This window comes from Ruegeria sp. YKSE079 (assembly GCF_059612845.1).
This window is the reverse complement of sequence record NZ_JBXWRJ010000016.1, coordinates 15,518-39,036: the sequence shown is the minus strand read 5'-3', so window position 1 is coordinate 39,036 and position 23,519 is coordinate 15,518. Positions and strand designations below refer to the sequence as shown.

The 23,519-nt window shown below is 57.5% G+C and carries 27 protein-coding genes and 1 other RNA gene; 13 read left to right on the top strand and 15 right to left on the bottom strand.

Translation table 11 applies throughout. The features are described 5' to 3' along the window. The first annotated feature begins 22 nt into the window (after nucleotides 1–22). Nucleotides 23–247: a putative hemolysin gene (locus AC2FMY_RS15190; RefSeq protein WP_496744937.1), complete on the top strand. Its 225-nt coding sequence runs from the start codon at nucleotides 23–25 to the stop codon at nucleotides 245–247. 3 nt (nucleotides 248–250) lie between these two features. Here AC2FMY_RS15190 and AC2FMY_RS15185 read toward each other — a convergent pair whose 3' ends face one another. After that, nucleotides 251–808 carry a 5-formyltetrahydrofolate cyclo-ligase gene (locus AC2FMY_RS15185; RefSeq protein ID WP_496744939.1) on the bottom strand — a complete coding sequence of 186 codons (558 nt, stop codon included), beginning with the start codon at nucleotides 806–808 and terminating at the stop codon, nucleotides 251–253. Nucleotides 809–818: 10 nt separating this feature from the next. Beyond that, the gene (gene mgtE, locus AC2FMY_RS15180; protein WP_480751102.1) at nucleotides 819–2,210 is read right to left on the bottom strand and encodes a magnesium transporter; all 1,392 of its coding nucleotides are present in this window, start codon (nucleotides 2,208–2,210) and stop codon (nucleotides 819–821) included. A 140-nt stretch (nucleotides 2,211–2,350) separates the two neighbouring features. On the opposite strand from mgtE, the gene guaD reads away from it, so the two are divergent. Next, nucleotides 2,351–3,640 carry a guanine deaminase gene (guaD, locus tag AC2FMY_RS15175; protein WP_496807659.1) on the top strand — a complete coding sequence of 430 codons (1,290 nt, stop codon included), beginning with the start codon at nucleotides 2,351–2,353 and terminating at the stop codon, nucleotides 3,638–3,640. Between the two features lie 55 nt (nucleotides 3,641–3,695). Here the strand turns inward: guaD and AC2FMY_RS15170 are convergent, their stop codons facing one another. The 3 genes from AC2FMY_RS15170 to AC2FMY_RS15160 form a co-directional block, all read right to left on the bottom strand. Beyond that, a complete protein-coding gene (locus tag AC2FMY_RS15170) occupies nucleotides 3,696–5,030 on the bottom strand; it encodes an 8-oxoguanine deaminase (protein WP_496807658.1) in 1,335 nt (444 codons plus the stop codon). A gap of 116 nt (nucleotides 5,031–5,146) precedes the next feature. Then, entirely contained in the window at nucleotides 5,147–5,938 is a 792-nt protein-coding gene (gene hisN / locus AC2FMY_RS15165) for a histidinol-phosphatase (protein ID WP_496807657.1), read from the bottom strand. A gap of 45 nt (nucleotides 5,939–5,983) precedes the next feature. Continuing rightward, nucleotides 5,984–6,355, bottom strand: a complete 372-nt coding sequence (locus AC2FMY_RS15160; protein WP_496744946.1) for a helix-turn-helix domain-containing protein — start codon at nucleotides 6,353–6,355, stop codon at nucleotides 5,984–5,986. A gap of 346 nt (nucleotides 6,356–6,701) precedes the next feature. Between AC2FMY_RS15160 and AC2FMY_RS15155 the strand changes: the two genes are divergently transcribed. Further along, a complete protein-coding gene (locus AC2FMY_RS15155; RefSeq protein ID WP_480751109.1) occupies nucleotides 6,702–7,658 on the top strand; it encodes an NADPH:quinone oxidoreductase family protein in 957 nt (318 codons plus the stop codon). On the opposite strand, the gene AC2FMY_RS15150 is transcribed toward AC2FMY_RS15155, so the two are convergent. Then, complete coding sequence (locus AC2FMY_RS15150) at nucleotides 7,659–8,540, bottom strand: LysR family transcriptional regulator (protein ID WP_496807656.1); 882 nt, start codon at nucleotides 8,538–8,540, stop codon at nucleotides 7,659–7,661. Between the two features lie 124 nt (nucleotides 8,541–8,664). Here AC2FMY_RS15150 and AC2FMY_RS15145 point away from each other — a divergent pair, with 124 nt between their 5' ends. Together AC2FMY_RS15145 and AC2FMY_RS15140 are read left to right on the top strand one after the other, a co-directional pair. Then, a complete protein-coding gene (locus AC2FMY_RS15145) occupies nucleotides 8,665–8,874 on the top strand; it encodes a DUF1127 domain-containing protein (protein ID WP_496807655.1) in 210 nt (69 codons plus the stop codon). Between the two features lie 160 nt (nucleotides 8,875–9,034). Then, nucleotides 9,035–9,811, top strand: a complete 777-nt coding sequence (locus AC2FMY_RS15140) for a Bax inhibitor-1/YccA family protein (RefSeq protein WP_480751114.1) — start codon at nucleotides 9,035–9,037, stop codon at nucleotides 9,809–9,811. A gap of 134 nt (nucleotides 9,812–9,945) precedes the next feature. On the opposite strand, the gene AC2FMY_RS15135 is transcribed toward AC2FMY_RS15140, so the two are convergent. Next, nucleotides 9,946–10,458, bottom strand: a complete 513-nt coding sequence (locus AC2FMY_RS15135; protein ID WP_480751116.1) for a hypothetical protein — start codon at nucleotides 10,456–10,458, stop codon at nucleotides 9,946–9,948. Between the two features lie 206 nt (nucleotides 10,459–10,664). Next, nucleotides 10,665–10,832, bottom strand: coding sequence for a 50S ribosomal protein L33 (gene rpmG / locus AC2FMY_RS15130; protein ID WP_005630270.1), 168 nt, complete (start codon nucleotides 10,830–10,832; stop codon nucleotides 10,665–10,667). A gap of 314 nt (nucleotides 10,833–11,146) precedes the next feature. Between rpmG and AC2FMY_RS15125 the strand changes: the two genes are divergently transcribed. The 3 genes from AC2FMY_RS15125 (at nucleotide 11,147) to AC2FMY_RS15115 (ending at nucleotide 13,040) form a co-directional block, all read left to right on the top strand. Further along, nucleotides 11,147–11,782 (top strand): DUF1326 domain-containing protein, encoded by a 636-nt coding sequence (locus AC2FMY_RS15125; protein WP_496807654.1) that lies wholly within the window; start codon nucleotides 11,147–11,149, stop codon nucleotides 11,780–11,782. 14 nt (nucleotides 11,783–11,796) lie between these two features. Beyond that, nucleotides 11,797–12,639, top strand: a complete 843-nt coding sequence (locus AC2FMY_RS15120; protein WP_496807653.1) for a DUF2182 domain-containing protein — start codon at nucleotides 11,797–11,799, stop codon at nucleotides 12,637–12,639. A 68-nt stretch (nucleotides 12,640–12,707) separates the two neighbouring features. Beyond that, nucleotides 12,708–13,040, top strand: coding sequence for a GYD domain-containing protein (locus AC2FMY_RS15115; protein WP_496744953.1), 333 nt, complete (start codon nucleotides 12,708–12,710; stop codon nucleotides 13,038–13,040). A gap of 6 nt (nucleotides 13,041–13,046) precedes the next feature. Here AC2FMY_RS15115 and rnpB read toward each other — a convergent pair. The 6 genes from rnpB to AC2FMY_RS15085 form a co-directional block, all read right to left on the bottom strand. After that, nucleotides 13,047–13,438: RNase P RNA component class A (gene rnpB / locus AC2FMY_RS15110), an RNA gene on the bottom strand. 29 nt (nucleotides 13,439–13,467) lie between these two features. After that, on the bottom strand, nucleotides 13,468–14,142 hold the full coding sequence (locus tag AC2FMY_RS15105) for an N-acetylmuramoyl-L-alanine amidase (protein ID WP_496744985.1): 675 nt from the start codon (nucleotides 14,140–14,142) through the stop codon (nucleotides 13,468–13,470). Continuing rightward, a complete protein-coding gene (locus AC2FMY_RS15100) occupies nucleotides 14,139–14,942 on the bottom strand; it encodes a hypothetical protein (RefSeq protein ID WP_496744955.1) in 804 nt (267 codons plus the stop codon). Before AC2FMY_RS15100 ends, AC2FMY_RS15105 begins: the two co-directional genes overlap by 4 nt. Before the next feature lie 42 nt (nucleotides 14,943–14,984). Continuing rightward, on the bottom strand, nucleotides 14,985–16,472 hold the full coding sequence (gene gatA, locus AC2FMY_RS15095) for an Asp-tRNA(Asn)/Glu-tRNA(Gln) amidotransferase subunit GatA (protein WP_480751123.1): 1,488 nt from the start codon (nucleotides 16,470–16,472) through the stop codon (nucleotides 14,985–14,987). Nucleotides 16,473–16,475: 3 nt separating this feature from the next. Next, the gene (gene gatC, locus AC2FMY_RS15090) at nucleotides 16,476–16,763 is read right to left on the bottom strand and encodes an Asp-tRNA(Asn)/Glu-tRNA(Gln) amidotransferase subunit GatC (protein WP_480751125.1); all 288 of its coding nucleotides are present in this window, start codon (nucleotides 16,761–16,763) and stop codon (nucleotides 16,476–16,478) included. A gap of 155 nt (nucleotides 16,764–16,918) precedes the next feature. After that, nucleotides 16,919–17,722 carry a nickel-binding protein gene (locus AC2FMY_RS15085; RefSeq protein WP_496744958.1) on the bottom strand — a complete coding sequence of 268 codons (804 nt, stop codon included), beginning with the start codon at nucleotides 17,720–17,722 and terminating at the stop codon, nucleotides 16,919–16,921. Between the two features lie 389 nt (nucleotides 17,723–18,111). Between AC2FMY_RS15085 and AC2FMY_RS15080 the strand changes: the two genes are divergently transcribed. Further along, a complete protein-coding gene (locus tag AC2FMY_RS15080; protein WP_496744960.1) occupies nucleotides 18,112–18,804 on the top strand; it encodes a metal-dependent hydrolase in 693 nt (230 codons plus the stop codon). Between the two features lie 12 nt (nucleotides 18,805–18,816). After that, nucleotides 18,817–19,788, top strand: coding sequence for a nuclear transport factor 2 family protein (locus AC2FMY_RS15075; protein ID WP_496744961.1), 972 nt, complete (start codon nucleotides 18,817–18,819; stop codon nucleotides 19,786–19,788). A gap of 43 nt (nucleotides 19,789–19,831) precedes the next feature. On the opposite strand, the gene AC2FMY_RS15070 is transcribed toward AC2FMY_RS15075, so the two are convergent. Then, complete coding sequence (locus AC2FMY_RS15070) at nucleotides 19,832–20,287, bottom strand: nucleoside deaminase (RefSeq protein ID WP_496744963.1); 456 nt, start codon at nucleotides 20,285–20,287, stop codon at nucleotides 19,832–19,834. 62 nt (nucleotides 20,288–20,349) lie between these two features. Here AC2FMY_RS15070 and AC2FMY_RS15065 point away from each other — a divergent pair, with 62 nt between their 5' ends. The 3 genes from AC2FMY_RS15065 (at nucleotide 20,350) to AC2FMY_RS15055 (ending at nucleotide 23,473) form a co-directional block, all read left to right on the top strand. Continuing rightward, nucleotides 20,350–21,165: a pseudouridine synthase gene (locus AC2FMY_RS15065; protein WP_496744965.1), complete on the top strand. Its 816-nt coding sequence runs from the start codon at nucleotides 20,350–20,352 to the stop codon at nucleotides 21,163–21,165. Between the two features lie 177 nt (nucleotides 21,166–21,342). After that, a complete protein-coding gene (locus tag AC2FMY_RS15060; RefSeq protein ID WP_480751135.1) occupies nucleotides 21,343–22,254 on the top strand; it encodes a 5-bromo-4-chloroindolyl phosphate hydrolysis family protein in 912 nt (303 codons plus the stop codon). A 28-nt stretch (nucleotides 22,255–22,282) separates the two neighbouring features. After that, on the top strand, nucleotides 22,283–23,473 hold the full coding sequence (locus AC2FMY_RS15055) for a toxic anion resistance protein (protein WP_496807652.1): 1,191 nt from the start codon (nucleotides 22,283–22,285) through the stop codon (nucleotides 23,471–23,473). Nucleotides 23,474–23,519 lie beyond the last annotated feature (46 nt).

The following is a 23,519-nucleotide window of genomic DNA, read 5'->3' as shown; positions in this document are numbered from 1 at the left end:
CGACCGACAGATTGGGCGTTTCATGAAACTGTTTACTTTGGCAATCGCGATGACCCTGGCCGCCAGCTACGCTATAGCGCAAACCAAGACTACGATGGCAAACCCAGCAGCTACGTTCTGCGTTGAAAACGAAGGCACATTCGAAATACGCAAGAACGCTGATGGCAGCGAACATGGCGTTTGCATCCTACCCGACGGACAAGAAGTCGATGCCTGGGATTATCTGCGCAGCCATTTCGAGAACTGATGTTCAAAATGTCAGGATGCGGCTTTCCGTGACGATCATGTCCAACGGTTGATCCGTGGGTTCAAGCGGCAGGTTTTCAGCCTCCTGTGCATCAAATGCAAACCCGATGGCCAGTGTCGGTCTCTTGGCCCGCAGCCCTTCCAACGTGCGGTCATAGAACCCGCCGCCATACCCCAGACGCCCACCGTGAGCATCGAACGCCACAAGCGGGACGATCAGAATCTCTGGGTCGAAATAATCATCAATTTCAGGCACCTTGGCACCGAATGGACCGTCACGGAGCACACCTTCAGGCACCCACCGCGAAAAGCGCAAAGGTTGACCAGCGGCTTGAATCACCGGAACGCCCACTGGGCCGTAAGCCGCAGCTTCCGCCATAGCGGGAAGCGGGTCGATCTCGGTCCGGATCGGCATGTAACCCGACAAGGGAACGCCGCGATATCCGGCCAAAACCTCTGATAGATGACCGGCAGCGCCGGGTGGTGCGGCTTCAAAGGCCTGCTTGCGACGGGCAAAGGCCGCCTTGCGTGCAACTGCTTTCACTTCGGCCAGGTCGGTCAAGGAATAGTCCTCAGGTCAAAAGCCATGCTGCCAGCCCCAGGAAAGCGAAGAAACCCACAACATCCGTCACCGTTGTCACGAATGTCCCCGAAGCCAGCGCCGGGTCGACCCCGGCTTTTTCGAGAAGCACGGGAATCCCGGTTCCCGCTAGCCCGGCCACGACCAGATTGACCACCATTGCGGCGCAAATCACAAAGCCGAGCATGGGCGAGCCAAACCACGCGTAACAAACGATTCCCATGACCCCTGCAAACACGATCCCGTTGGTCAAACCAACCAGCGCCTCGCGCCTGACCACCCGCCAAAGGTTTGATCCGGTCAGGTCGCGTGTGGCAAGGGCCCGAACCGCCACTGTCAGACTTTGCGTCCCGGCGTTGCCGCCCATCGAGGCCACGATAGGCATCAACACCGCCAAAGCCACAAACTTTGCGATGGTGTCATCAAAGATCGAAATCACGATAGAGGCGACAATCGCAGTAATCAGATTGACCCCCAGCCAAGGCAGACGCTGCTTTGTCGTTTCGACAACCGTGTCGGATAGACTGCCTTCACCCACACCAGCAAGGCGCATCATGTCTTCTTCGTACTCCTCGTCCAGAACAACCATCGCATCGTCTATTGTGATCACACCAACGAGCCGCCCGTCCTGATCGACCACCGGCGCCGAGATCAGATGATACTGATTGAAGGCATAGGCCACATCTTCTTCGTCCAGATCGATGGGGAAGACGTGAAAATCCTCTTCGGCGATGTCACTGAGGTGAACTTCGCGCCGGGTTCCCATCAGCTTGCCCAAGGTCACATAGGCCACCGGCTTGAGGCGGGGGTCGACCAAAATGACGTGATAAAAGTCCTCGGGCAATTCCTCGGCAGCACGCATGTGATCGATGGCCTGACCCACTGTCCAATGTTCAGGCGCCATGACCACTTCGCGTTGCATGAGGCGACCGGCGGAGTTCTCCGGATATGACAGCGCCTGTTGCGCGGCGACCCTTTCGGCATCCTCAAGAACACCAAGGATGACTTCCTGTTGCGGTTCCTCAAGATCTTCGAGCAGGTCGACAACATCGTCACTGTCCAGATCGCGCACGGCTTCGGCCAGAACGTCAGGATGCAGGATGCCTATGACTTCTTCGCGAACGCCCTCTTCGAGCTCGGAGAGAATCTCGCCATCGAATTCACGGTCGTAGAGGCGGATTAACTGTGCGCGATCGTCGGAATCGATCTGCTCCAAAAGGTCAGCGATATCCGCCGCATAAAGCGGCTCCATCAACGCGACGAGAGCATCGCGGTCGCCAGCCTCTACTGCATCAAGAATATCCGCGACAACCTTGCGGTCCAATGCATAGGCGTCGTCGTCCCGGGGCTGGTCGGTATCGACCTGATCGTTGCCAGTGGTCATGAACTGCCCCTTCACTTTCGCGATTGGCCTCTAATTAGAAGAAGCTGCTACCGGAAAACAATGACAATAGCGCAATTTACCCACATCTTTGCCGCTTCTATGCTGTGCGTCGGTTCCAACAAAGTGGAGATCGACTGGACATGACGCAGAAAACACTGCTGCAAGGTCGCGTGTTAAGCTTTACTGCCTCACCTTTCGAGGGTGAGCCAACTGACGCCGTGCGCGTCAGCGAAGCCGTACTGATATCAAACGGCATAATCGAAACCGTTGGGTCCGCGCGATCCTTGCAAGAGGCCAACCCCGATGCCAAGTGCATAGACCATGGGGACCGGATCATTATGGCGGGTTTTATCGATCCTCATGTTCACTATCCCCAGACCGCGATGATCGCCAGCTGGGGAAAGCGGCTGATCGACTGGCTGAACACCTACACCTTTCCCGAAGAAATGAAATTCGCCTCTACCGAATACGCCGCCGAAATCGCGGCGCGGTATCTGGATCTTACTGCGGCGCACGGAACCACGACCATGTGCAGTTTCTGCACAATCCACCCTGAAAGCGTCGATGCATTTTTCGCCGAGGCGCAGAAGCGCAAGCAAAAAGTAGTTGCGGGAAAGACCTGTATGGATCGCAACGCCCCCGAAGGTCTGCGGGACACCGCCCAAACCGCCTATGACCAATCCAAGTCGCTGTTGCAGAAGTGGCATGGGGTCGATCGCATTTCTTATGCCATCACACCGCGGTTCTCTCCGACCTCGACACCGGAACAGCTGGAAGCGATGGGTGCGCTTTGGGCGGAGAACCCCGAATGCCTGATGCAAACGCACCTGAGCGAGCAAACAGACGAGATCGAATGGGTCATGTCGCTGTTTCCGGACGCGCGCGACTATCTGGACACTTATGAGCGCTTCGGCCTTCTGGGCAAAAGGGGGCTTTATGGTCACGTGATCCATCTCGAACCGCGGGAACGCGACCGGCTGCGCGAAGTGGACGCGGCCCTGATTCACTGTCCGACCTCAAACACCTTCATCGGGTCCGGCCTGTTCGATATGGCCGGTTTGATGCAGGACGGGCACAGAATTGGCCTTGCTACGGATACCGGTGGAGGGTCTAGCTTTTCGATGCTGCGCACGATGGCCGCGGCCTATGAAATCGGGCAACTGCGCGGCACGCCTCTGCACCCGGCACAACTGTTGTGGTTGGGGACAGTCGGATCCGCCAGAACCCTGCGCATGGACGATAGTATCGGCAATATCGCACATGGGATGGACGCAGATTTGGTGGTTCTCGACCTGGCATCGACCCCGGCCATTGCGCAACGCGTCGCCGTCGCGGACGACTTGTGGGAGGCAATCTTCCCAACCATCATGATGGGCGACGACCGCGCCATCGCCGAAGTCTGGATCAGCGGTCAGCGCGTGGCCAAATGATGTTGGCGCGCGCCATTGGGCGTGCAACTGTTATTCATGAAGGCAGCATCAGGGTTCAGTCTTGCAGCGCAAGTGCCAGCTGGTTCTGACGCTCGATCACCACCGGCAAATCGACCGTAGTGACCTGCCCATCTCTCACAATCTGACGCCCTTCGACAAACAGGTGTTTTACTGTGGTCGGCCCGGCCAGAAGCAGTGCCGCCGGGTCCCAGCTACCCGCACTTTCAACACAGCGCACGTCCCAGACTGCGATGTCGGCACGTTTGCCGGGTGCGATACGCCCGCAATCCGGGCGATTCAACACATCCGCTCCGCCCCGCGTCGCGATTTCCAGCGCTTCGCGCGCCGACATCGCATCGGCCCCGCGCGCCACCCGCTGCAACAGCATCGCCTGGCGCGCTTCGGCCATCAGATTGCCGCAGTCATTGGATGCCGCCCCGTCAACGCCCAACCCGATAGTGACCCCTCTGTCCCGCATCGCGCGCACCGGGGCGATCCCCGAGCCAAGACGACAGTTTGAGCAAGGACAATGAGCGACACCGGTTCGACTGCCAGCGAAGAGATCAATTTCCTGTCCGTCCAGCTTGACGCAATGGGCATGCCATACATCCGAACCTGTCCAGCCTAGGTCTTCGGCATATTGTCCGGGGCGACACCCGAACTGTGACAGAGAATACGCAATATCTTCGTCGTTTTCTGCCAGATGGGTATGCAGCATGACGCCCTTGTCCCGCGCCAAATCAGCGGTATGACGCATCAGATCACGACTGACCGAAAACGGAGAACACGGGGCCAGCCCGACATGACACATGGAACCCTCGGAGGGATCGTGAAATGCATCGACCACACGTATCATGTCGTCAAGAATGTCTGCTTCGTTTTCCACCAACTGATCCGGCGGTAATCCGCCATCGCTTTCACCAATGCTCATCGCTCCACGTGTCGGGTGAAACCGTAGTCCGATTTCAGCCGCAGCCGCGATCGTGTCATCCAAGCGCGCGCCATTGGGGTAGAGATAGAGGTGGTCGGAACTGAGTGTACAACCCGACAACGCCAATTCAGCGAGACCAATCTGAGCCGACACGAACATCTCGTCCGGGCCGAACCGGGACCAGATTGGATAGAGCGTCTGTAGCCAGCCAAACAGCAGCGCATCCTGCCCTTTTGGCACGGCGCGGGTCAATGTTTGATAAAGATGGTGATGCGTATTCACTAGTCCCGGCGTCACCACACAACCTGCCAGATCGTGAATTTCGCCATCAGACTTCAGATCATGCCCAATTTCAGCGATCTGGCCGTCCCGAATTATGACGTCGGAATTTGATAATTCGCGCCGTTCGTCATCCATTGTCAGGATGGTGTCGGCATTCTTCAACAGGATTTCGTTCATGTTTCACACTCCTGCAACCGCCCGTTTCGTGCAAGGAGTGTTGGGACCGGCGGAAAACGGACTCAAGAACCGGTCAGCGTCTGACTATACTGTCAACCGCCGCTTTTCAAGTTTGTTCAGAACCGGCGAAGGATATCCAGCGCTTCCGCATGAATCTCAGGATTTGCCGCCGCCAAGGCTCGTCCACCCTGATGAGCCGGGCCGCCCTGCCAATCAGTCACTACACCACCAGCCGATCGGATAACGGCAATGGGGGCCTGGATGTCGTAAGCATTCAGACCAGCCTCGATCACCAAATCCACCTGACCTGCAGCGAGTAGCGCATAGGCATAACAATCCATTCCGAACCGCGTCAGTTTTACCTGCTCGGCAACGGCCCGAAATGCAGCACCCTCTTCCGGTGTCCCAACTTCTGGAAACGTGGTGAACAACACCGCATCCTTCAATGCGACGGGTGTTCGTGTTTGCAGCCGGGTTTCGCCGTGCGGACCACGAACATACGCCGCATCATGCGTTCCGACGAATCGCTCGCCGATATAGGGCTGGTCAATGACGCCAAGAAAAGGGCCATCGTTGTTGGACAGGGCAATCAGCACGCCCCAGGTTGGTGTTCCGCTGATAAACCCCCGAGTTCCGTCTATCGGGTCCAATACCCACATCCGACCATTGGCACTTGCCGTCTTGCCGAATTCCTCCCCCCAAACCCCATCTTCAGGACGGTGCCTGGCCAACACATCGCGCATGGCTTGTTCCGCAGCATGATCCGCAACGGTAACCGGATCGTAACCGGCATGCAGCTTGTTTTGAGTTTCCAATATAGGCTGCCGGAAATATGGCAGAATGGCCGCCCGGGCAGCATCCGCCAGCATTTCGGCAACTTCTAGATCGCTGAACTGGGTATGTTCCATAACACACCCGTGCGGCCAGCGATCAGGAGAGTCAAGACCTTTGGATTACGCTACGTCGCTTAGCACACGCGCCAGTTCAAACAAGCGGCGACGCTGGTTTTCTGGAATTGCGTAATATGAGCGGACCAGATCCAATGCTTCTTTGTCACCCATAAGGTCCGCAGGAACCTTTTGCTTTTGCGGCGTGTCCTTGTGCGACTCGTCAAGGCCTTCGAAGAAGAAACTCACAGGCACATCCAGCGCCTCCGCGATGTCCCAAAGGCGTGACGCACTGATCCGGTTTGCGCCGGTCTCGTATTTCTGGATTTGTTGAAACTTGATTCCAACCTGCTCCGCCAACTGCTGCTGTGTCATTCCGATCAGCCAACGGCGGTGCCGCACACGCTTGCCGACATGGACATCGACGGGATGGGTCATGGGTTCTCTCCTCTGTTACACTGACAACTGTCCGGGTACTCGCGCCTTAGGCCTTGACCCCCAAACTAGCGGGTGGCCTTTTAAGAACTCCCTAATTCCGAATATGCACCCCGAACTGCACTATCACTATATATCGCGAATTTCGCGCCTCATTTCAAGAAGGTTGAATCAAGACCCCGCAACACAGGTTTGTGGTTGTGAGTATGATGCAAACAAATGTCAACTTCTGAGTAGAGATTACCCTAAAGAAAACACCGGGGAGTTGTTGCCCATTCCACGTTTCGCTATGCGTTCAAGAACCGAAAACCGAGCCATTGCCACAGGCTCCGAGAAAGGACACATCTTGATGCTCGCATACAACGTGACCACTATGGGAGCCTCTGCCGAGCTTGTGAACACCCCAAAGCCAGAGCCGGAGCAGGGTCAGGTCAGAGTCGCCATTCGAGCCTGCGGTCTAAACTTTGCAGACCTACTGATGCAGCAGGGAAGCTATCAAGATACGCCTGCCGTGCCTTTTACACTCGGAATGGAAATATCCGGGATTGTCGACAAAGTCGGAACAAATGTGACCGACTTGAAGCCAGGAGACCGAATCGCTGTCTACTCGGGTCAAGGGGGATTAGCAGAGTTTGGAACTTTCGATGCTGAACGGGCGATTAGGCTCCCGGACTCGATGAGCTTTGAGGACGCTGCTGCAATACAAATTGCGTATGGCACCAGCCACATTGCGCTAAGTCATCGTGCCATGTTGCAACCCGGCGAAACTTTGCTGGTTACCGGTGCCGCCGGAGGCGTAGGGCTAACAGCGGTCGAAATCGGCAAGTTGATGGGGGCCAGGGTAATCGCTCAGGCGCGAGGTCCAGACAAGCTGGCAGTTGCCCAAGCCGCCGGTGCGGACCACCTGATCGACGCGTCAGAAGACCTGCGAGAGCGGGTCAAGACTCTGGGTGGGGCCGATGTCGTTTATGACGCCATCGGCGGAGATGTATTTAAAGCCGCCTTCAGGGCCACAAATCCCGAAGGGCGCTTGCTGCCCATCGGTTTTGCCGGTGGCAACGTGCCACAGATTTCAGCCAATCACTTGCTGGTCAAAAACCTTACGGTCATCGGCGTTTACATTGGCGGGTATCTGAAATTCCGCCCCGAAGTTGTACGAAACAGCTTTGAAACCCTGTTCCGGTGGCATGGCGAAGAAAAAATCAAACCACATATCAGTCACGTACTGCCGCTGGAACGGGTTGCCGAGGGTATGACGCTATTGAAAGAACGCAAATCGACCGGCAAGGTGGTGATTACGCCATAATCAACCGGCGACGGCCTTGAGTTGTGGCCCACCGATCATCCGGAAATTCTGGCGCACCAACTCCGCCAGCGCTTCGACAATCGCACCCCGACCACTTTCGCCACCGTAGAGATTTATCCGGTGGGCTGGCAGTTCGGGCAAAGCCCTCCCCGAGTCGATCTGCTCCAGATGCGCGGCTTCGGTTCCATCCAGCATCGCATGCACTGCGAGATCCGCGCTTACGGTTGCTTCAATTGTGCGGTCGTTTTCAGTTTCGACAGCAAGTTCCCACGGAATCCCGGCCTCATCCAAGGCAGAGATTACCTGCGGGCGGAACATGCACCGCCGCCCCAATGCCAACCTAAGCGGCCGCTTGCGCCATGCGGATCCTCCAGGCGCGCCGATCCAGCGAAGCGGCAGTTCAGCGACCGTCTCGGCCCCTTCCCCATTCGATGCTTCGGTGGTCAGGATCAAATCGCATTCGCCCTTGCCGAACATGTCCTTGAGTTGCAGCGAATAAGACGACACCAGTTGCACCTTCACACGCGGAAAATCGGCATTGAACCGCTGCAATACCCTTGGGATCGCCGGGTAAACTATGTCATGCGGAACCCCCAGAACCACTTCGCCCTCAAATGCCTGATCGGTCAGTTTCCCAATCAATTCGTCATTGAGCGCCACCATCCGGCGGGCATAGGCCAGCAGCTGTTCACCGGATGCCGTCAACGCGATGGTGCGTCCGCTGCGGTCGAGCAATTCCTGACCCAATAGCTCTTCCAGTCGTTTCAACTGCATGGAGACAGCAGATTGCGTGAGATGCAGGAATCCCGCTGCGCGAGACACACCGCCATGATCCGCAACCGCCACAAAGGAACGCAATGTGGTGATGTCCAAGTTTCTCATTATCACAATCCTTGATGTGAAAGATCAAAAACATTCGTTTTCAAAATCAATCATACTGCACCATATAATTCAAGAAAATTGATGAAAGAAAGAAAACACATCAGCAATCAAGAAAGGTTCCGATATGACACTTACCTCTGCATCCACTACTTGCCGCACCGCCCGCACATCGCGCACATACCGCATCCGGACCTCGCTTTCTGTCTGGCGTCAACGTCGCGCTCTGGAACGTCTGGACAGTCGTGCCCTTGAAGATGTCGGGTTGACCAAAACTGAAGCCCGCGAGGAGGCCTCCAAACCGATCTGGGACGCTCCGGACAACTGGCGCTGCTGATCGCGGCGCCAAACGCAGTTAACTCCGGATGACTACCATCTGCGCAAGCTCAAGAATTTGTCATGAAAAGGCTTGAATTGCGAGGCTTCCTTTCCGATATTTGCTCCGAGTACCGCAGGTTTGCACCTGCACACAAACGGACAACTTTAGGGAGACCTCAATGGCTGAATTCGACACAATCCGGACGGCGGCTGGCGCGCGCGTTGCCCAGATTGACGAGGGCCTGCGCGCCCATATGAACAAGGTCTACGGCACGATGTCCGTAGGCATGCTGATCACATTCCTGGCTGCATGGGCGATTTCCGGGCTGGCGGTGACCACCGATCCGTCGGCCGCCGCGGCACAACTAAGCGCAGACAAGTACCTGACCCAATTCGGCTATTCGATCTATGCATCGCCTCTGAAGTGGGTGGTCATGTTCGCGCCTCTGGCCTTTGTCTTTGGCTTTGGCGCAGCCATTAACAGATTGAGCGCGGCTGGTGCACAGCTTGTGTTCTATGCCTTTGCCGCCGTGATGGGTCTTTCCATCAGCTCGATCTTTCTGGTCTTCACCGGCCAGTCCATCATTCAGGTGTTTCTGATCACCGCGATCGCCTTTGCCGGCCTGTCGCTTTATGGTTACGCCACCAAGAAAGACCTGTCGGGGATGGGAACGTTCCTGATCATGGGCCTGATTGGCCTGATCGTGGCTTCTATCGTCAACATCTTTATTGCCTCTTCGGCGATGGCGTTCGCAATTTCGGTGATCGGCGTGCTGATTTTCGCAGGCCTCACCGCCTATGACACACAGAAGATCAAGACCACGTATATTCAGATGGCCCACTCCGGCGATCAGGAATGGCTGGGCAAAGCAGCGATTATGGGCGCTCTGAGCCTGTATCTGGACTTCATCAATATGTTCATGTTCCTGCTGCAGTTGTTTGGAAGCCGCGAATAAACCGCGGGTAAACCAAATCAAACAAGATGGGGTGGGTTCTTTGGAACCCGCCCTTTTTTTCTGAACGGCTTCTCATAGACAAAAAAACGGCCACCGTACGGCGGCCATTTCCTAAAAAGAAGATCGACGTCAGATCAGCTGCAATCCAGCGGCACGGCGAAACCAGTGGTCCGCTTGCCAGCTGAACCTTTCTGATAGGCACTTCCGCTTGCAAGGCACCCGGTCAGGCGGGGTATGGCGCTGGAGAACGCGCTCCCGGCTGAGGCATCCATCTTCGCTGTTGTTCCTTCCTGCGTACGCAGAACGGCAAACAGGATACCGTTAACTTCGACATTGCTCAGCATCAGCGTTTTGTCCTGCCCGCCGACTTCGACTGCATTCGCGGGGGTTCGTCCACCGTGGTCAATAGCGACACCGGCAATTTTGTTCATATCAGTCTCATCCGTCGTCACCTTGACCGGTGCCAGACGCGCCAGTTCCGCCGGAACACTTTCACGGCGCGTGATATAGTCCACAACCCCTTTTTCTTCCGAAAAGGTTTTTGGCTCACCATCAAGGCCGGTAAATCCAACCCCTTCACGGTTCCAGAAATCGTCGCAAGCTGCAAGCGAGAGACAGGCGAATGCGGGAAACAAGATTTTTTTCATGGCTGCTCAGAGATTTGTGACGGGTTGCTGAAACCGTAAAGGCAGTAAGGGCTTCATATCAAGCAGGGTGACTTTCGATTGTCTGTAAGCCTGATGCTCGTCTGCAACGGCCCACGCATCGCACCCAGTGTGTCGAACGCCACAAAATCAAAAAAAAGAGCCGCATACTGATGCGGCCCTTCCTCGAACATCCTGTATAAGAAGGCTTACTTGATCTTGCCTTCTTTGTACTCGACATGTTTGCGAGCGACCGGATCGTATTTACGAACGGTCATTTTCTCGGTCATGGTGCGAGCGTTTTTCTTGGTCACATAGAAGTGGCCCGTGCCCGCGGTCGAGTTCAGACGGATCTTGATGGTCGTCGGCTTCGCCATGGTTATCTCCTGCGTCCGAAAAGGCAGGAGCCTTTCGGTTGAATTCCTATGAGCGTGCGCTTTTACCCTGCTTTACGGCCAAGTCAACCGGATTCGATGCAGAACGGCAGGTTTTTCAAACGCTCTCTCAAGTTGCAGACACGGGAAAGATTCATCCGTTTGGCAAAATTTTGAATACATCACGGTTCCGTGATAATGTCGTCGGATAATGTAAGTCCGGGGAACAATAACCGGAAATCGCATTACGAGGCCTTCCACGGCAAGACCCACGTTCGAGCATGCTGGTTCAAACAAGTCTACCGAGGGGGTAAACCATGACAGAGTGGCACATTGATGCGGAAGAGCTTGCCAATTGCAATTGCAACTTCGGCTGTCCCTGCCAATTTAGCGTTCTGCCGACACATGGGAACTGCGAGGCTATCGTCGTTTATGACATCAAGTCAGGGCACTACGGCGACACCAAGCTGGGTGGCCTTAGGGCAGCAGGCGTCTACTACTGGCCTGGTCCAATTCACGAAGGCAATGGCCAGATGCAATTGATCGTGGATGAGCGCGCGGACGCCGATCAGCGCAAGGCGTTGGAGTCGATCATGTTGGGCGAAGATACCGATGAAATGGCTACGATGTGGTACGTTTATGCAGCAATGAGTCCAACGAAACACGAAACGCTTTATCTTCCTGTCGAACTTGACTGGAGCCGCGAGGAACGCACCGGCAAGGCCGAGGTCAAGGGGATTTTCAACGTCGAGGTAGGGCCGATTCCCCATATCGTATCCGGCCTCCCGCACCGCGCCGGAATCAATTTACCTAACGGATTTGAATATCGCCATGCCGAAGCTGCCTCCGGCACCGCAACGACAACCGGCGGCGCCATCAGCCTGACATTTGATGCCACGCATGCTCATCTGGCTCATCTGAACATTTCCGGACACGGCGTCGTCGGGGCCTGAACAGGGTATGCCTCATGAGCGGCAAAACTGATCTAAACGCGTATGGGCCGGCGGAAAAGCTGGCCCGTCACGACACTCGGATCGTCCTGGCCAGCGTGTCATTGGTTGTGATGGGCGCGGTCTGGTATACGATTGCCGGTGTTGGCATGAACATGTCGGCCTTGGAGATGACTCGAATGGCCCGCCCTATCGGGGAACCCATGATGATGGGCATGGCCGTTCAATGGACGTTGCAATACGCCGTTCTGATCTTTCTGATGTGGTGGATCATGATGATCGCCATGATGACACCCAGCGCAGCTCCCATGCTCTTGCTATATACCGCCCTAAAAAGACATGGGGCCGACAAAGCCTCAGTAACCCTCCTCGGCACCCTGTTTCTGGCAGGCTATCTGATTGCTTGGGCGGGGTTCAGCCTTTTGGCCACAGTGCTGCAATATGCTCTGGAAGCCTGGGGGCTTTCAGACGGTCCCATGATGACCATCCGCTCCAAGACCTTTGCCGGTTTTGTGATGATCGCAGCAGGCCTTTATCAGTTCTCCCCACTGAAATCGGCCTGCCTGCGTCACTGCAGATTGCCTGCCCATTTCCTGGCCACGCACAATCGACCTGGCCGGGTGGGGGCACTTCTGACTGGTATGGATCACGGACTCTATTGCCTGGGATGCTGCTGGGTTCTGATGGCGCTTTTGTTCGTGGGTGGCATCATGAACCTGTATTGGATTGCAGGTATCGCCCTGTATGTGGCGGCAGAAAAACTGCTGCCTCACTCCAGATGGCTAGTCGCTGTGACAGGCGCCGCACTGTGCCTTTTCGGCATTTATCTGGTCTATCCGGCGTTCTCCGCGTTGGTCTGACTTTGGAGTACCAGGCCTGGGGACTGGCCAATTTGTTCGTCCCGCACACCTCAATCATGGAGGGCAACATGCCCCTATTCATTACCTACGCATCTTATTCACAATCCGGGATTCAGGGACTGATGAAAAAACCGGAGGACAGGACCGCTGCCATTCAGGCGCTTTTGGACAAGGTCGGCGGCAAGATCGTCGCGCTATACATGACCACCGGAACCAACGACATCGTGCTTGTCAGCGAAGCACCGGATGGCGCGGATGCCGTCTCGGTCGGAATGGCGGTGGGCGCTTCCGGTGTTACGTCCAGCATTGAAACCGTCAGGGCATGGACCGGTGCCGAATTTGCGGCGATTGCCGAAAAAGCGGCCGGGTTGACCGGCGCATACAAAGCGCCGGGCTCGTAAAGAAAAACGCGCGGGGGGCCTGTAAGCCGGATCCTGTTCCGGGGTTGCCCCCTTCGATGACCATTCCTCTAGGCCGCGCATTGCTGCGCGGCTCAAGCTGCCAACCCGGTCCCTCTCGGCCAAGGCGAGCCTAGCGGCGGTATCGGCTGACGCCGACCGGCCCGCGCGGGGACCCTATTCGGCATTGCTCCCGGTGGGGCTTGCCGTGCCGCCCCTGTTGCCAGCGGCGCGGTGGGCTCTTACCCCACCGTTTCACCCTTACCGCGCATGCGCGGCGGTCTGTTTTCTGTGGCGCTTTCCGTCGGGTTTCCCCGCCCGGGCGTTACCCGGCACCGTTGCCTTGTGGAGTCCGGACTTTCCTCTCGGGCGTCTGCCCCAGCGGCCATCCGGCCCTCCGCGCAGTTGGGGACATAGGAGTTTTGTTCCCTCAGGTCCAGAGCGCAGTATGGCCAAGCGGTGTGAAATCCGCAGGCTCCAACGCGCCGCAGGCCCGCGGGCGATAACGCAGACGAACTGCGGCAAGCAGCGTCTCGTCATCCACATCGGCCGTATAGCCCTTGTCCCGCGCCAACGCCCGGAACAATGTCGCCGGAGCGTCTTTTGGACCTTCGCAGAATCCGCGTTTTCCCGCTAATCCCTGATGCTCAAGCCGCGGCCAGTCAAAGCGGGATCCGGGATCGAACTTTCGACCCGGAGCCATATCTGAATGACCGATGACGCCTTTGGGAGGAATGCTCCAGCGCGCCATGATCCTCGTCAGCAGTCGCTCCAATGCCGCCATCTGCGGCTCCGAATAAGGATGATCCCCGCCGTTATCCAACTCGATCCCGATAGACCGCGAGTTGATATCGGTGTGCCCGCACCAACTTCCGGCGCCGGCATGCCAGGCCCGGTCCTCTTCGTTTACCATCTGCCAAAGCATGCCATCACGTCCGATCAGGTAATGCGCTGATACTTCGGCATCAGAATCACATAACCGTTCAAGCGCCGCCCCGGCGCCCTCCATCGCGGTGTAGTGAAGAACGATCAGCGACGGCGTCAGCCCATCGCGGCGCGGGCCGAAATTCGGTGATGGTTGCCAGATCGGCTCCACAGGTGTCAGTTATTGATCGCCCGTCGGAACGGGCTCGGGTCCCAGCCACAGGCATAGCCATCACCATCGGGGTCCAGACCCTTGCGATCCCTTTGCGGTCCGCCACTGGCCAGAAACTCGATCTGGGCCTGATCCGGCGAGGGGAATTTGGCGCAGTTTCGCTGAGCCTTGGCCTGCAAGTTGAACCCCGCCCGGCTGTAGACTTGTGCCCCAACCGGGTTCGAAGAGGAAAGCGCGTATTGCACGATATTGGGCTGACCATCGCTGCTGCGTTGCGGCAGCGTAGTTGGCGTGACCACTTCGTAAGTCGCCTTGTTCTTTTCGATCCGCGCCGCGTCACTTTCAATCGAGCGTCGGTTGGACACCGCGTCAAAACTCTGCTCGTCGGAAATGCTGACGTTATTGGCGACCACCGGCGCAGTAGCGCTCAATGGAGCTGTAGCTGTCAATGGAGCTGCGACCGCCGCAACCGGTACATCGGGCTGAGCAGTGGCAGACGGTGACGTACCCGCCAGTGCCGCCGCGGTCTGATTGGCGATATCTTCGGCCGAATCCCCGCCTGTTTGCACAGCTGTCAACGGATCGCCTTGGGCCACCAGTGCAGACGCCTCGACAGATGATGGCGACAGCGCCTCAGACGAGATAACCGAAGGCGGGATCAAAGGGTCCCCGTTTACGGTTTGCCCGCTCAGAACCGCCTCGCGTTGCGCCTGATACGAAGGTGTGTTGAATTCGGTTCCGGGAACCGTGCTGGTGGTGTCACATGCGGCCAAAAGGCCGATCGCCGGGATCAGAAGAACTGCACGCATTTCAAGCTGCCTTTTGTTGCTCTTTCCTGCTCTACTTTAGAGTTACCACCATTTGCCCGGTTTGGCCACAAAACCGGCCGCATTTTCGAGCGCATAGGCAGTATTGAGCAGATCGCCCTCTTCCCACGGGCGTCCGATCAGCTGCAGACCCAGCGGCAAACCCTGCTTGTCCAGTCCCGCTGGGACAGAAATACCAGGAAGCCCCGCGAGGTTCACGGTCACGGTGAACACATCGTTGAGGTACATCTGTACCGGATCGGTCTCGGTCATCTCGCCCAGCCCGAAGGCGGCAGATGGGGTGGCTGGGGTCAGAATCGCGTCCACGCCTGCGGCGAACACATCTTCGAAATCCTTCTTGATCAGGGTACGGACACGGCGCGCACGATTGTAGTAAGCGTCATAGAAGCCCGCTGACAAAACATATGTTCCGACCATCACGCGGCGCTGAACCTCATGGCCAAAGCCTTCGGCGCGGGTTTTTTCGTACATCTCGGTGATGCCATCGCCCTGCGCCAACCGGGCGCGGCGGCCATAGCGAACACCGTCATAGCGGGCGAGGTTCGAGGATGCCTCGGCCGGAGCAATCACATAATAGGCGGGCAGTGCGTATTTGGTGTGCGGCAGCGAGATATCGACAATCTCAGCGCCTGCATCTTTCAACATAGCGGCGCCATCGGCCCAGAGTTTTTCGATTTCGGCCGGCATTCCGTCCATGCGGTATTCTTTCGGAATACCGATCTTTTTGCCCTTGATGTCGCCGGTCAACATGGCCTCGAAATTCGGGACGGCCAGTTCGGCGCTGGTGGAATCCTTGGGGTCGTGGCCGCACATTGTTTCCAGCATGATCGCTGCGTCACGCACATTCTTGGTCATCGGACCGGCCTGATCCAGCGAAGAGGCAAACGCGACGATACCCCAGCGCGAGCAACGGCCATAGGTGGGTTTGATACCGGTGATCCCGGTGAATGCCGCAGGCTGTCGGATCGAACCGCCGGTATCGGTGCCGGTTGCAGCCAAACACAGGTCAGCTGACACGGCAGCAGCCGAGCCGCCAGACGACCCACCGGGGGTCAGCTGTGCATCATCATTCCCGCGTCTCCACGGGCTGACGGCATTGCCATAGACCGAAGTTTCGTTCGACGATCCCATCGCGAACTCGTCCATGTTCAGCTTGCCCAGCATCACCGCGCCCGCATCGGCAAGTTGCTGCGACACAGTCGATTCGTACTCGGGCTTGAACCCTTCGAGAATGCGGCTGGCCGCCTGCGACGGCACGCCCTTGGTGCAGAACAAGTCCTTGATGCCAATGGGAAGGCCGCACATCGACGGCGCGTTACCAGCTTTGATCCGTGCGTCCGCAGCCTTTGCACGGTCCATGGCGATTTCAGGCGTCTTGTGGACAAATGCGTTCAGCGCGTCCGCCGCGTCAATGGCGGCCAGACAGGCCTGGGTCAGCTCGACGGAAGTGGTTTCGCCCTTGCGAAGCGCGTCGCGGGCCTCTGCCAAGCCCAGTTTGTTGAGATCGCTCATGTCTTACTCCACCACCTTCGGGACCGCAAAAAAGCCCTCGCGCGCATCGGGGGCGTTGGACAGAACCCTGTCCTGCTGGTTGCCATCGGTGACCACATCCTGGCGACGCTTCAGGCGCATTGGCTCGACCGAGACCATCGGCTCGACACCCTCGACATCCACCTCGTTCAGTTGCTCGATGAACCCAAGGATCGTATTGAACTCCGAGGCCAGCGCCGGCAGCGCGTCATCCTCGACCTTGATCCGGGCCAGTTTGGCCACCTTGGCGGCGGTGCTTTGGTCAATCGACATGGCTAACCCTCATATGCGTCAGGGGGCATTTACCCCTCAGACGGGCGGGTCGCAAGTGCGCAAGAGTCTTGTTGGCTTCCAAGCCGCAACCCCGAGAAAGCCGTTTTCCGACGATGCGCGCGCTCAACTGGCGCCATTTCCTCAAAACGATCATTTCAGACAGGCGCAAAAAGCGAGACCGGCGCGGAAATACCCTTCAACTGTTTTGCGCCCACTGGCTGGAATTCCAGACCTGCATCCACGCATGCGTTTTTTGCTTGTAACGAAACAAGGGGCCGGCTCGCCTGAGCTACCTGGCAAATTCGCGCCGCCATCTGCACGGCTGAACCGAATAAGTCGTTGCTGTCCTCCACGGGCTCACCGGCATGGACACCAATCCGAACCTGAATTGGTATCTCGTTCTTTTTGTTGTAGGAAGTGAACTCCCTATGAATGGACAAGGCGCAGTTCACGGAATTCGGCACATCATGGAACGATGCCATGATTCCGTCGCCAAGGTGTTTGATCTCTCGCCCTTCATAGCGCTCCAGCGACCGGCGGATGATCGCGTCATGAGCCCGCAACAATTCCACAGCCATGTCGTCACCGAGCTTGTGGGTCATTTCAGTGGAACCAATCATGTCGGTGAACATGATCGCGCGAAACGCCGAGTCATCAATGGCCTTCGTCTGCGCGGTAGGCGGATCCTGAATGCGGCCCAGAAACGCTTCAACGGCAGACAGGTCGACCTCGATCATTTCATTGGCTACGTGCCCGTGTGCCTCGGCGTGCACCCGGTCGGCGGTTGCCTTGTCCGGCGCATCCACCAGGCAGAAAGTCGTGCGCCGTTCGGCATCGAACCAATAGGTGAGAAACTTGACACCGTATTGGTCCTGTATCTTCAAATCCCGAAGGTGGTGCATCGCCACCCCCTCCGCTGTTTCTTCGACCATGTCGTGACGATCCGAGAAGATTGGCATGTGCTTCCCCTCCTCCTCTTCGTCCGAAGTATAACACGGGTTGCCCGCACACTTTGCGTTTCATGTACGGTGCGGTATCCCGTGCCGGGGGTTATCGGCGAGAAGCGCCTCGAATCGAAACCGGAATCCTCTGCCCCTCGTCCCGATTGATCTGGTAACCACGTTCTTCCAGCCTACCACTTTCGCATTCACGACAGTCGACAGATGTGGGTAGCCAAGGATCGACTTTTACAGACGGTACGCCTAGCCTCGCAATATGATTGATGCAATCGGAAGGCTCGAAGCGATCACAAACGCTTTTAAAAATGGCTCCAAATTCGCGCATCCAGTCCATGGATTTTTGCATTTCCGATGCTAGGCTTGAGCCAAGTTCAACGAGGGAGGATTTCATGAACATCATTTGGCTGGGCCACGGCAGTTTCCGCATCGAAACGGGAGAGCAGATTCTTCTGATCGATCCGTGGCTGACCGGAAACCCCTCGCTCCCCGAAGAACATCACGACGCAGCCGTCGCCGGGGCCACGCATATCCTGCTGACTCATGCGCATTTCGATCACGTCGTGGATGTCCTGCCTCTGGCAAGGAAGCTGGGCATACCTGTTGTCGGGCAATACGATCTAATGGGATTCTGGGGCGAGACCGAAGGCATCGATACCATCGGTTTCAACAAGGGAGGGACCGTGCAGCTTGGCTCGGTCAAAGTGGCGATGGTGCCCGCCTCTCATTCATCGACATTTTCTACTCCCGAGGGCCTGCGCACCGGCGGCAGCGAGGTGGGTTTCATGATCATGGCCGAAGGTCAGACGCTGTATCATTCAGGCGATACGGCGCTCATGGCGGATATGGAATGGATGGGCGACTACTACAAACCCGATATCGGCATCTTGTCCGCTGGCGGGCATTTCACCATGGACATGAAACAGGCCGCCTATGCGGCCAAACGGTATTTCAGCTTCAAGACCGTGATTCCGTGCCACTACAAAACATTCCCGATCCTCGAGCAATCCGCGCAGGATTTGGTTGACGGATTGCCCGGTGTGACCGTGATCGAACCCGAGGTCATGCGGGCGATAGAAACCTGACACCGTCACGACATGTCTGGCGCGCTCTCCCCTTCTCCGGAACTGATGGCGGTAGTGCGCCGCTGGCACCAGGCCGTTCAGAACCGTGACGGCGCCACGCTGGCGAACATGCTGTCTGCTTCGGAGCATTTGAGGTACCAGGGAACGGCAGACGACGAAGCCTGGTCGGGGCAACTATTCCGCAAAGGATTCGCCGAACATGTCGACGAGATTCCGCGCTATGACTGGGAGGAACACAGCCTTGAAGCCTTCGAGTGCGGGAATATCGGCTGGGCCCATTGCCATGCCACGTTGACATTCGCCAGTAACGGCAATTCATCTCTGCACCGTTTTACTTTCGTGCTGCACCTCGAGAATGGCGTTTGGAAGATGATCCAGCTTCATGTGTCGAACTCGAAATCCAATCTGGAAAAGATCGGCATCGAACATGAGGCGCTCAACGCACTCGTTGCGGCGGCGAGGAAAGGCTTCACGTTGGATCAAAGCGAAGGCGCGGCGTCGGTGATGTTTACCGACATTGCCGACTCGTCCCGGATCGCGCAGCAGATAGGAGATGACAACTGGGCAGACATGATCCATCGCCATTTGCAGTTGGCCCGGGACGTGATCGATAAGCACGACGGGCGGCTGGTGAAATCCCTGGGCGACGGAACGATGTCGATCTTTCGATCCGTTCACGATGCTGCGCGGGCGGCGGTGGCCTTGCAAAGGCAAAACACGGCTTTTCCGTCAGACACAGCGCTTGGCCTGCGGGTCGGCATCCATTCAGGAGACGTCATACAAAGAGACGAGGATTTTTTCGGGACGGTTGTGAACAAGGCCGCACGCGTGACCGACTTGAGCGGCCCGAATGAAATTTATGTCTCAGATGTGACGCGCCTGCTGGCGGGGACTGACGCGGAATTGCAATTTGGTGTTCCAAAATCGGTGCATCTCAAAGGGTTCGGAGGACAGCAGACGGTTTATCGCCTGAATTGGAGATGAAGAAAAACGAATGCACGGCTCAAATGGCGCGAAGATGCGCGCGTCAATCCACCCTTCGCTGCTCGAAAAATGATTTCAGCAAAGCTTCGCATTCTGCCGCGGATATTCCGTCATAAACTTCGGGCTTATGATGCGCCTGCGGATGAGAGAACACCCTTGCGCCGTGTGCCACGCCTCCCGATTTGGGATCTGCAGCGCCATAGTAGACGCGCCTGATCCGCGTTGCCGACAATGCCGCCGCGCACATTGCACAGGGTTCCAGTGTCACATACAGATCGTGACCGGGCAGCCGTTCAGAGCCCGCGTCTACACAGGCCGCCCGCAAGGCAAGAATCTCCGCATGTGCCGTTGGATCGCTCAACTCCCGCGTCCGGTTACCGGACTTGGCGACAACCCGGCCTTCAGGCGATACGATCACTGCGCCCACAGGCACTTCGCCGCGCTCGGCAGCGGCGCGCGCTTCCGAAAGTGCCTGACTCATATACGATCTGAATTCCATGCCTCTGACTGCCTCACAAACCCGGCTTTCGCAAGTCGTCGGGATGCGCTATGGCCGGTGGCATGAGCAAAACCCCTCCTCCCGGCGACCGGATCGCCAAAGTCCTTGCCCGCGCCGGTGTTGCCTCGCGCCGCGAGGCCGAACGCATGATCGAAGCAGGCCGCGTGACGGTCAATGGCAAGACCATCGACAGTCCAGCACTGAACGTGTCCGGCAAGGACAGGATCACGGTTGACGGTAATCCTGTCGCCGAGGCTGAACCGGCGCGTCTGTGGCTATATCACAAGCCCACCGGACTGGTGACCACGACCCGCGACGAAAAGGGGCGTGCGACTATTTTCGACAAACTGCCCGAAAACATGCCACGTGTCATGAGCGTGGGGCGGCTCGACCTGAACTCTGAAGGGTTGTTACTGTTGACCAACGATGGCGGCATCAAGCGCAAGCTGGAATTGCCCTCCACCGGCTGGTTGCGCAAGTACCGGGTGCGGATCAACGGACGCCCGAAGGATGAAGATTTCGCACCGCTGCGCCAAGGGCTTGTGATCGAAGGCGAAAGATTCCAACCCATGACGGTCACACTGGATCGCCAGCAGGGCGCAAATGCCTGGCTGACGGTTGGTTTGCGCGAAGGCAAGAACCGCGAAATCCGCCGCGCAATGGAGGATATCGGGCTTTCCGTGAACCGGCTGATCCGCGTGTCCTACGGGCCATTTCAACTCGGAAGCCTCAAGCCCGGCGAGGTGGAGGAGGTTCGACGCAGGGTCATGCGCGATCAGTTGGGGCTAGATCAAACCGACAAGACCGCCGACCCGGTGCAACGGCCCGCTCGCCCTCAAAGAAATCGGTCTGCCCCCGGCGGCAAACCCCGCCGGTGAGTTGACTGACGCAACCTTCCCCCTAGCGTCCCGGCTGAGCATCCACTAGATTCCCATTTGTCGGCGGTAATTTGGGGAACGCCATGTCTCAGACCGGATTGCAGAAAATAGCCTATGCAGCGCTGATTGTGCTGTTGTTTGGCGTGTGCACCGGCTGGCTTGGAGGGCTGTAAGGCGATGGCCCAGCGCTTTGGCGGAAAATACAGCCCGGATGCATCTGGCAGCGACGATCCCCCGCAACGCGGACAGTTCGACGGCGCGCGTGTGGATCCTGCCGGGGCGCGGGCCAATGTGATGTTCGTTCCGGCTATCCCACTGGTTTTTCTGTCGCTGAACGACGGGGCAATCGGGCTGACCATGGGTCTAATTGCGGCTGGAATTCTGACGGCTGCCGCGTACCTTTTGCGCGAAGGGTTGCGGGCCGAAGCCGCGTATCACGACCGCCGTGCAGCCCGCCGCCCGGCCATTCCACGAAAAATATTTGCCAGTGTTCTGACCGGGCTTGGCGTGGGTCTCGCCGCTTTTCGCAACGATTATCTTGATGTCGGTACTGCCTCTCAAATCAGCGTGCTGGCCCCGTTGCTCTACGGGCTTGTCGGAACAGTGCTTCATTCTGTGTCCTTCGGCGTCGATCCCTTGACGGACAAGGGCATGGAGGGCGTCGATACCTTTCAACAGGACCGGGTTGCGCGAGTTGTTGGCGATGCGGAAAAACTGCTGCAGGATATGTCCGACGCCATCAAACGCGCAGGCGACCGAAAGATCGAAGCGCGTGTCGAACGTTTTCAGGACACCGCTCGAGAATTGTTCCGGACGGTCGAGGATGACCCCCGCGACCTCACGGGCGCACGCAAGTACCTGACTGTCTATTTGCGCGGCGCGCGCGATGCGACCGCCAAGTTTGCTGATGTCTACGCGAGAACACGGGACGCCAGCGCCCTGGCCGATTTTGCGGCGTTGCTGGACGATCTGGAACAGAATTTTGCCGCGCGCACCCGCAAGATGCTGCTGGATGACCACAGCGATTTGACAGTCGAAATTGAAGTTCTGCGCGACCGTTTGAAGCGCGAAGGTGTCCGGCCGGAGTGACCGGTTTGATTGATTGAGGAGGCGATTCATGTCCGATGCCACAAGAAACAAAGCTGTAGAAGCCGAAGCACTGGTGCAGGAAGTCACGGCTGTCGCCCTACCTGAACCCCAGACCGAAGCCGTTTCACTGGAAACTGCCGACGCGCCGGTTGGTGCCGAGATTCGCAAGCGGATGGGCGAAATCGACATGGCTGATACCAATTCGATCGTCTCGTTCGGATCGCGCGCCCAGGCAGAGTTGCAGGAAATCAGCCAATCGATGCTGGCAGATGTCCGCAACAAGGACGTAGGTCCGGCAGGCGACAGCCTGCGTGATATCGTGACCACAATTCGCGGCTTTTCGGTTAGCGAACTGGACGTGCGTCGCGAACGGTCATGGTGGGAAAAGCTTTTGGGCCGCGCCGCGCCTCTCGCCAGGTTCACCGCCCGGTACGAAGAGGTCCAGAGCCAGATCGACCGAATAACCGACGATCTTCTTGGACACGAACATACATTGCTCAAGGACATTAAATCGTTGGACCTGCTCTATGAAAAGACGCTTGGGTTCTATGACGAGTTGGCGCTCTATATTGCAGCAGGCGAAGAAAAGCTGACCGAACTTGACAGCCAAGACATTCCCGCAACTGCAGCCGGGGTCGAGACCGCAGCCGAAAGTGAACAGGTGATGAAGGCGCAGGAATTGCGCGACCTGCGAGCCGCACGTGACGATCTTGAACGCCGTGTGCACGACCTCAAGCTGACGCGGCAGGTGACGATGCAGTCGCTTCCCTCGATCAGGCTGGTCCAGGAAAACGACAAGTCGCTGGTGACCAAGATCAACTCGACGCTGGTCAACACTGTCCCGCTTTGGGAAACGCAACTGGCGCAAGCCGTCACCATACAGCGAAGCGCCGAGGCGGCGGCGGCAGTGAGCGAGGCCAATGATCTGACCAACGAACTTTTGACTGCCAACGCCGCCAACCTGCGCGAAAGCAACAAGATGATCCGGCAGGAAATGGAACGCGGTGTTTTTGATATCGAGGCAGTCAAACAGGCCAACGCCGATCTGGTCGGCACGATTCAGGAAAGCCTGCAGATTGCCGATGAAGGCAAGGCAAAGCGCGCCGCAGCCGAGGAAGAACTGAAAAAGATGGAGGCGGAGTTGCGAGATACACTGGCCGCCGCCAAGGCCCGGCAGGACGGCATGGGTGACGCCGCCGGAACCGCAGTTCCGGGCTGAACCACTTGATTGCGCAAAGGCTCAGATTTGGCAATTCGAGCGCAGC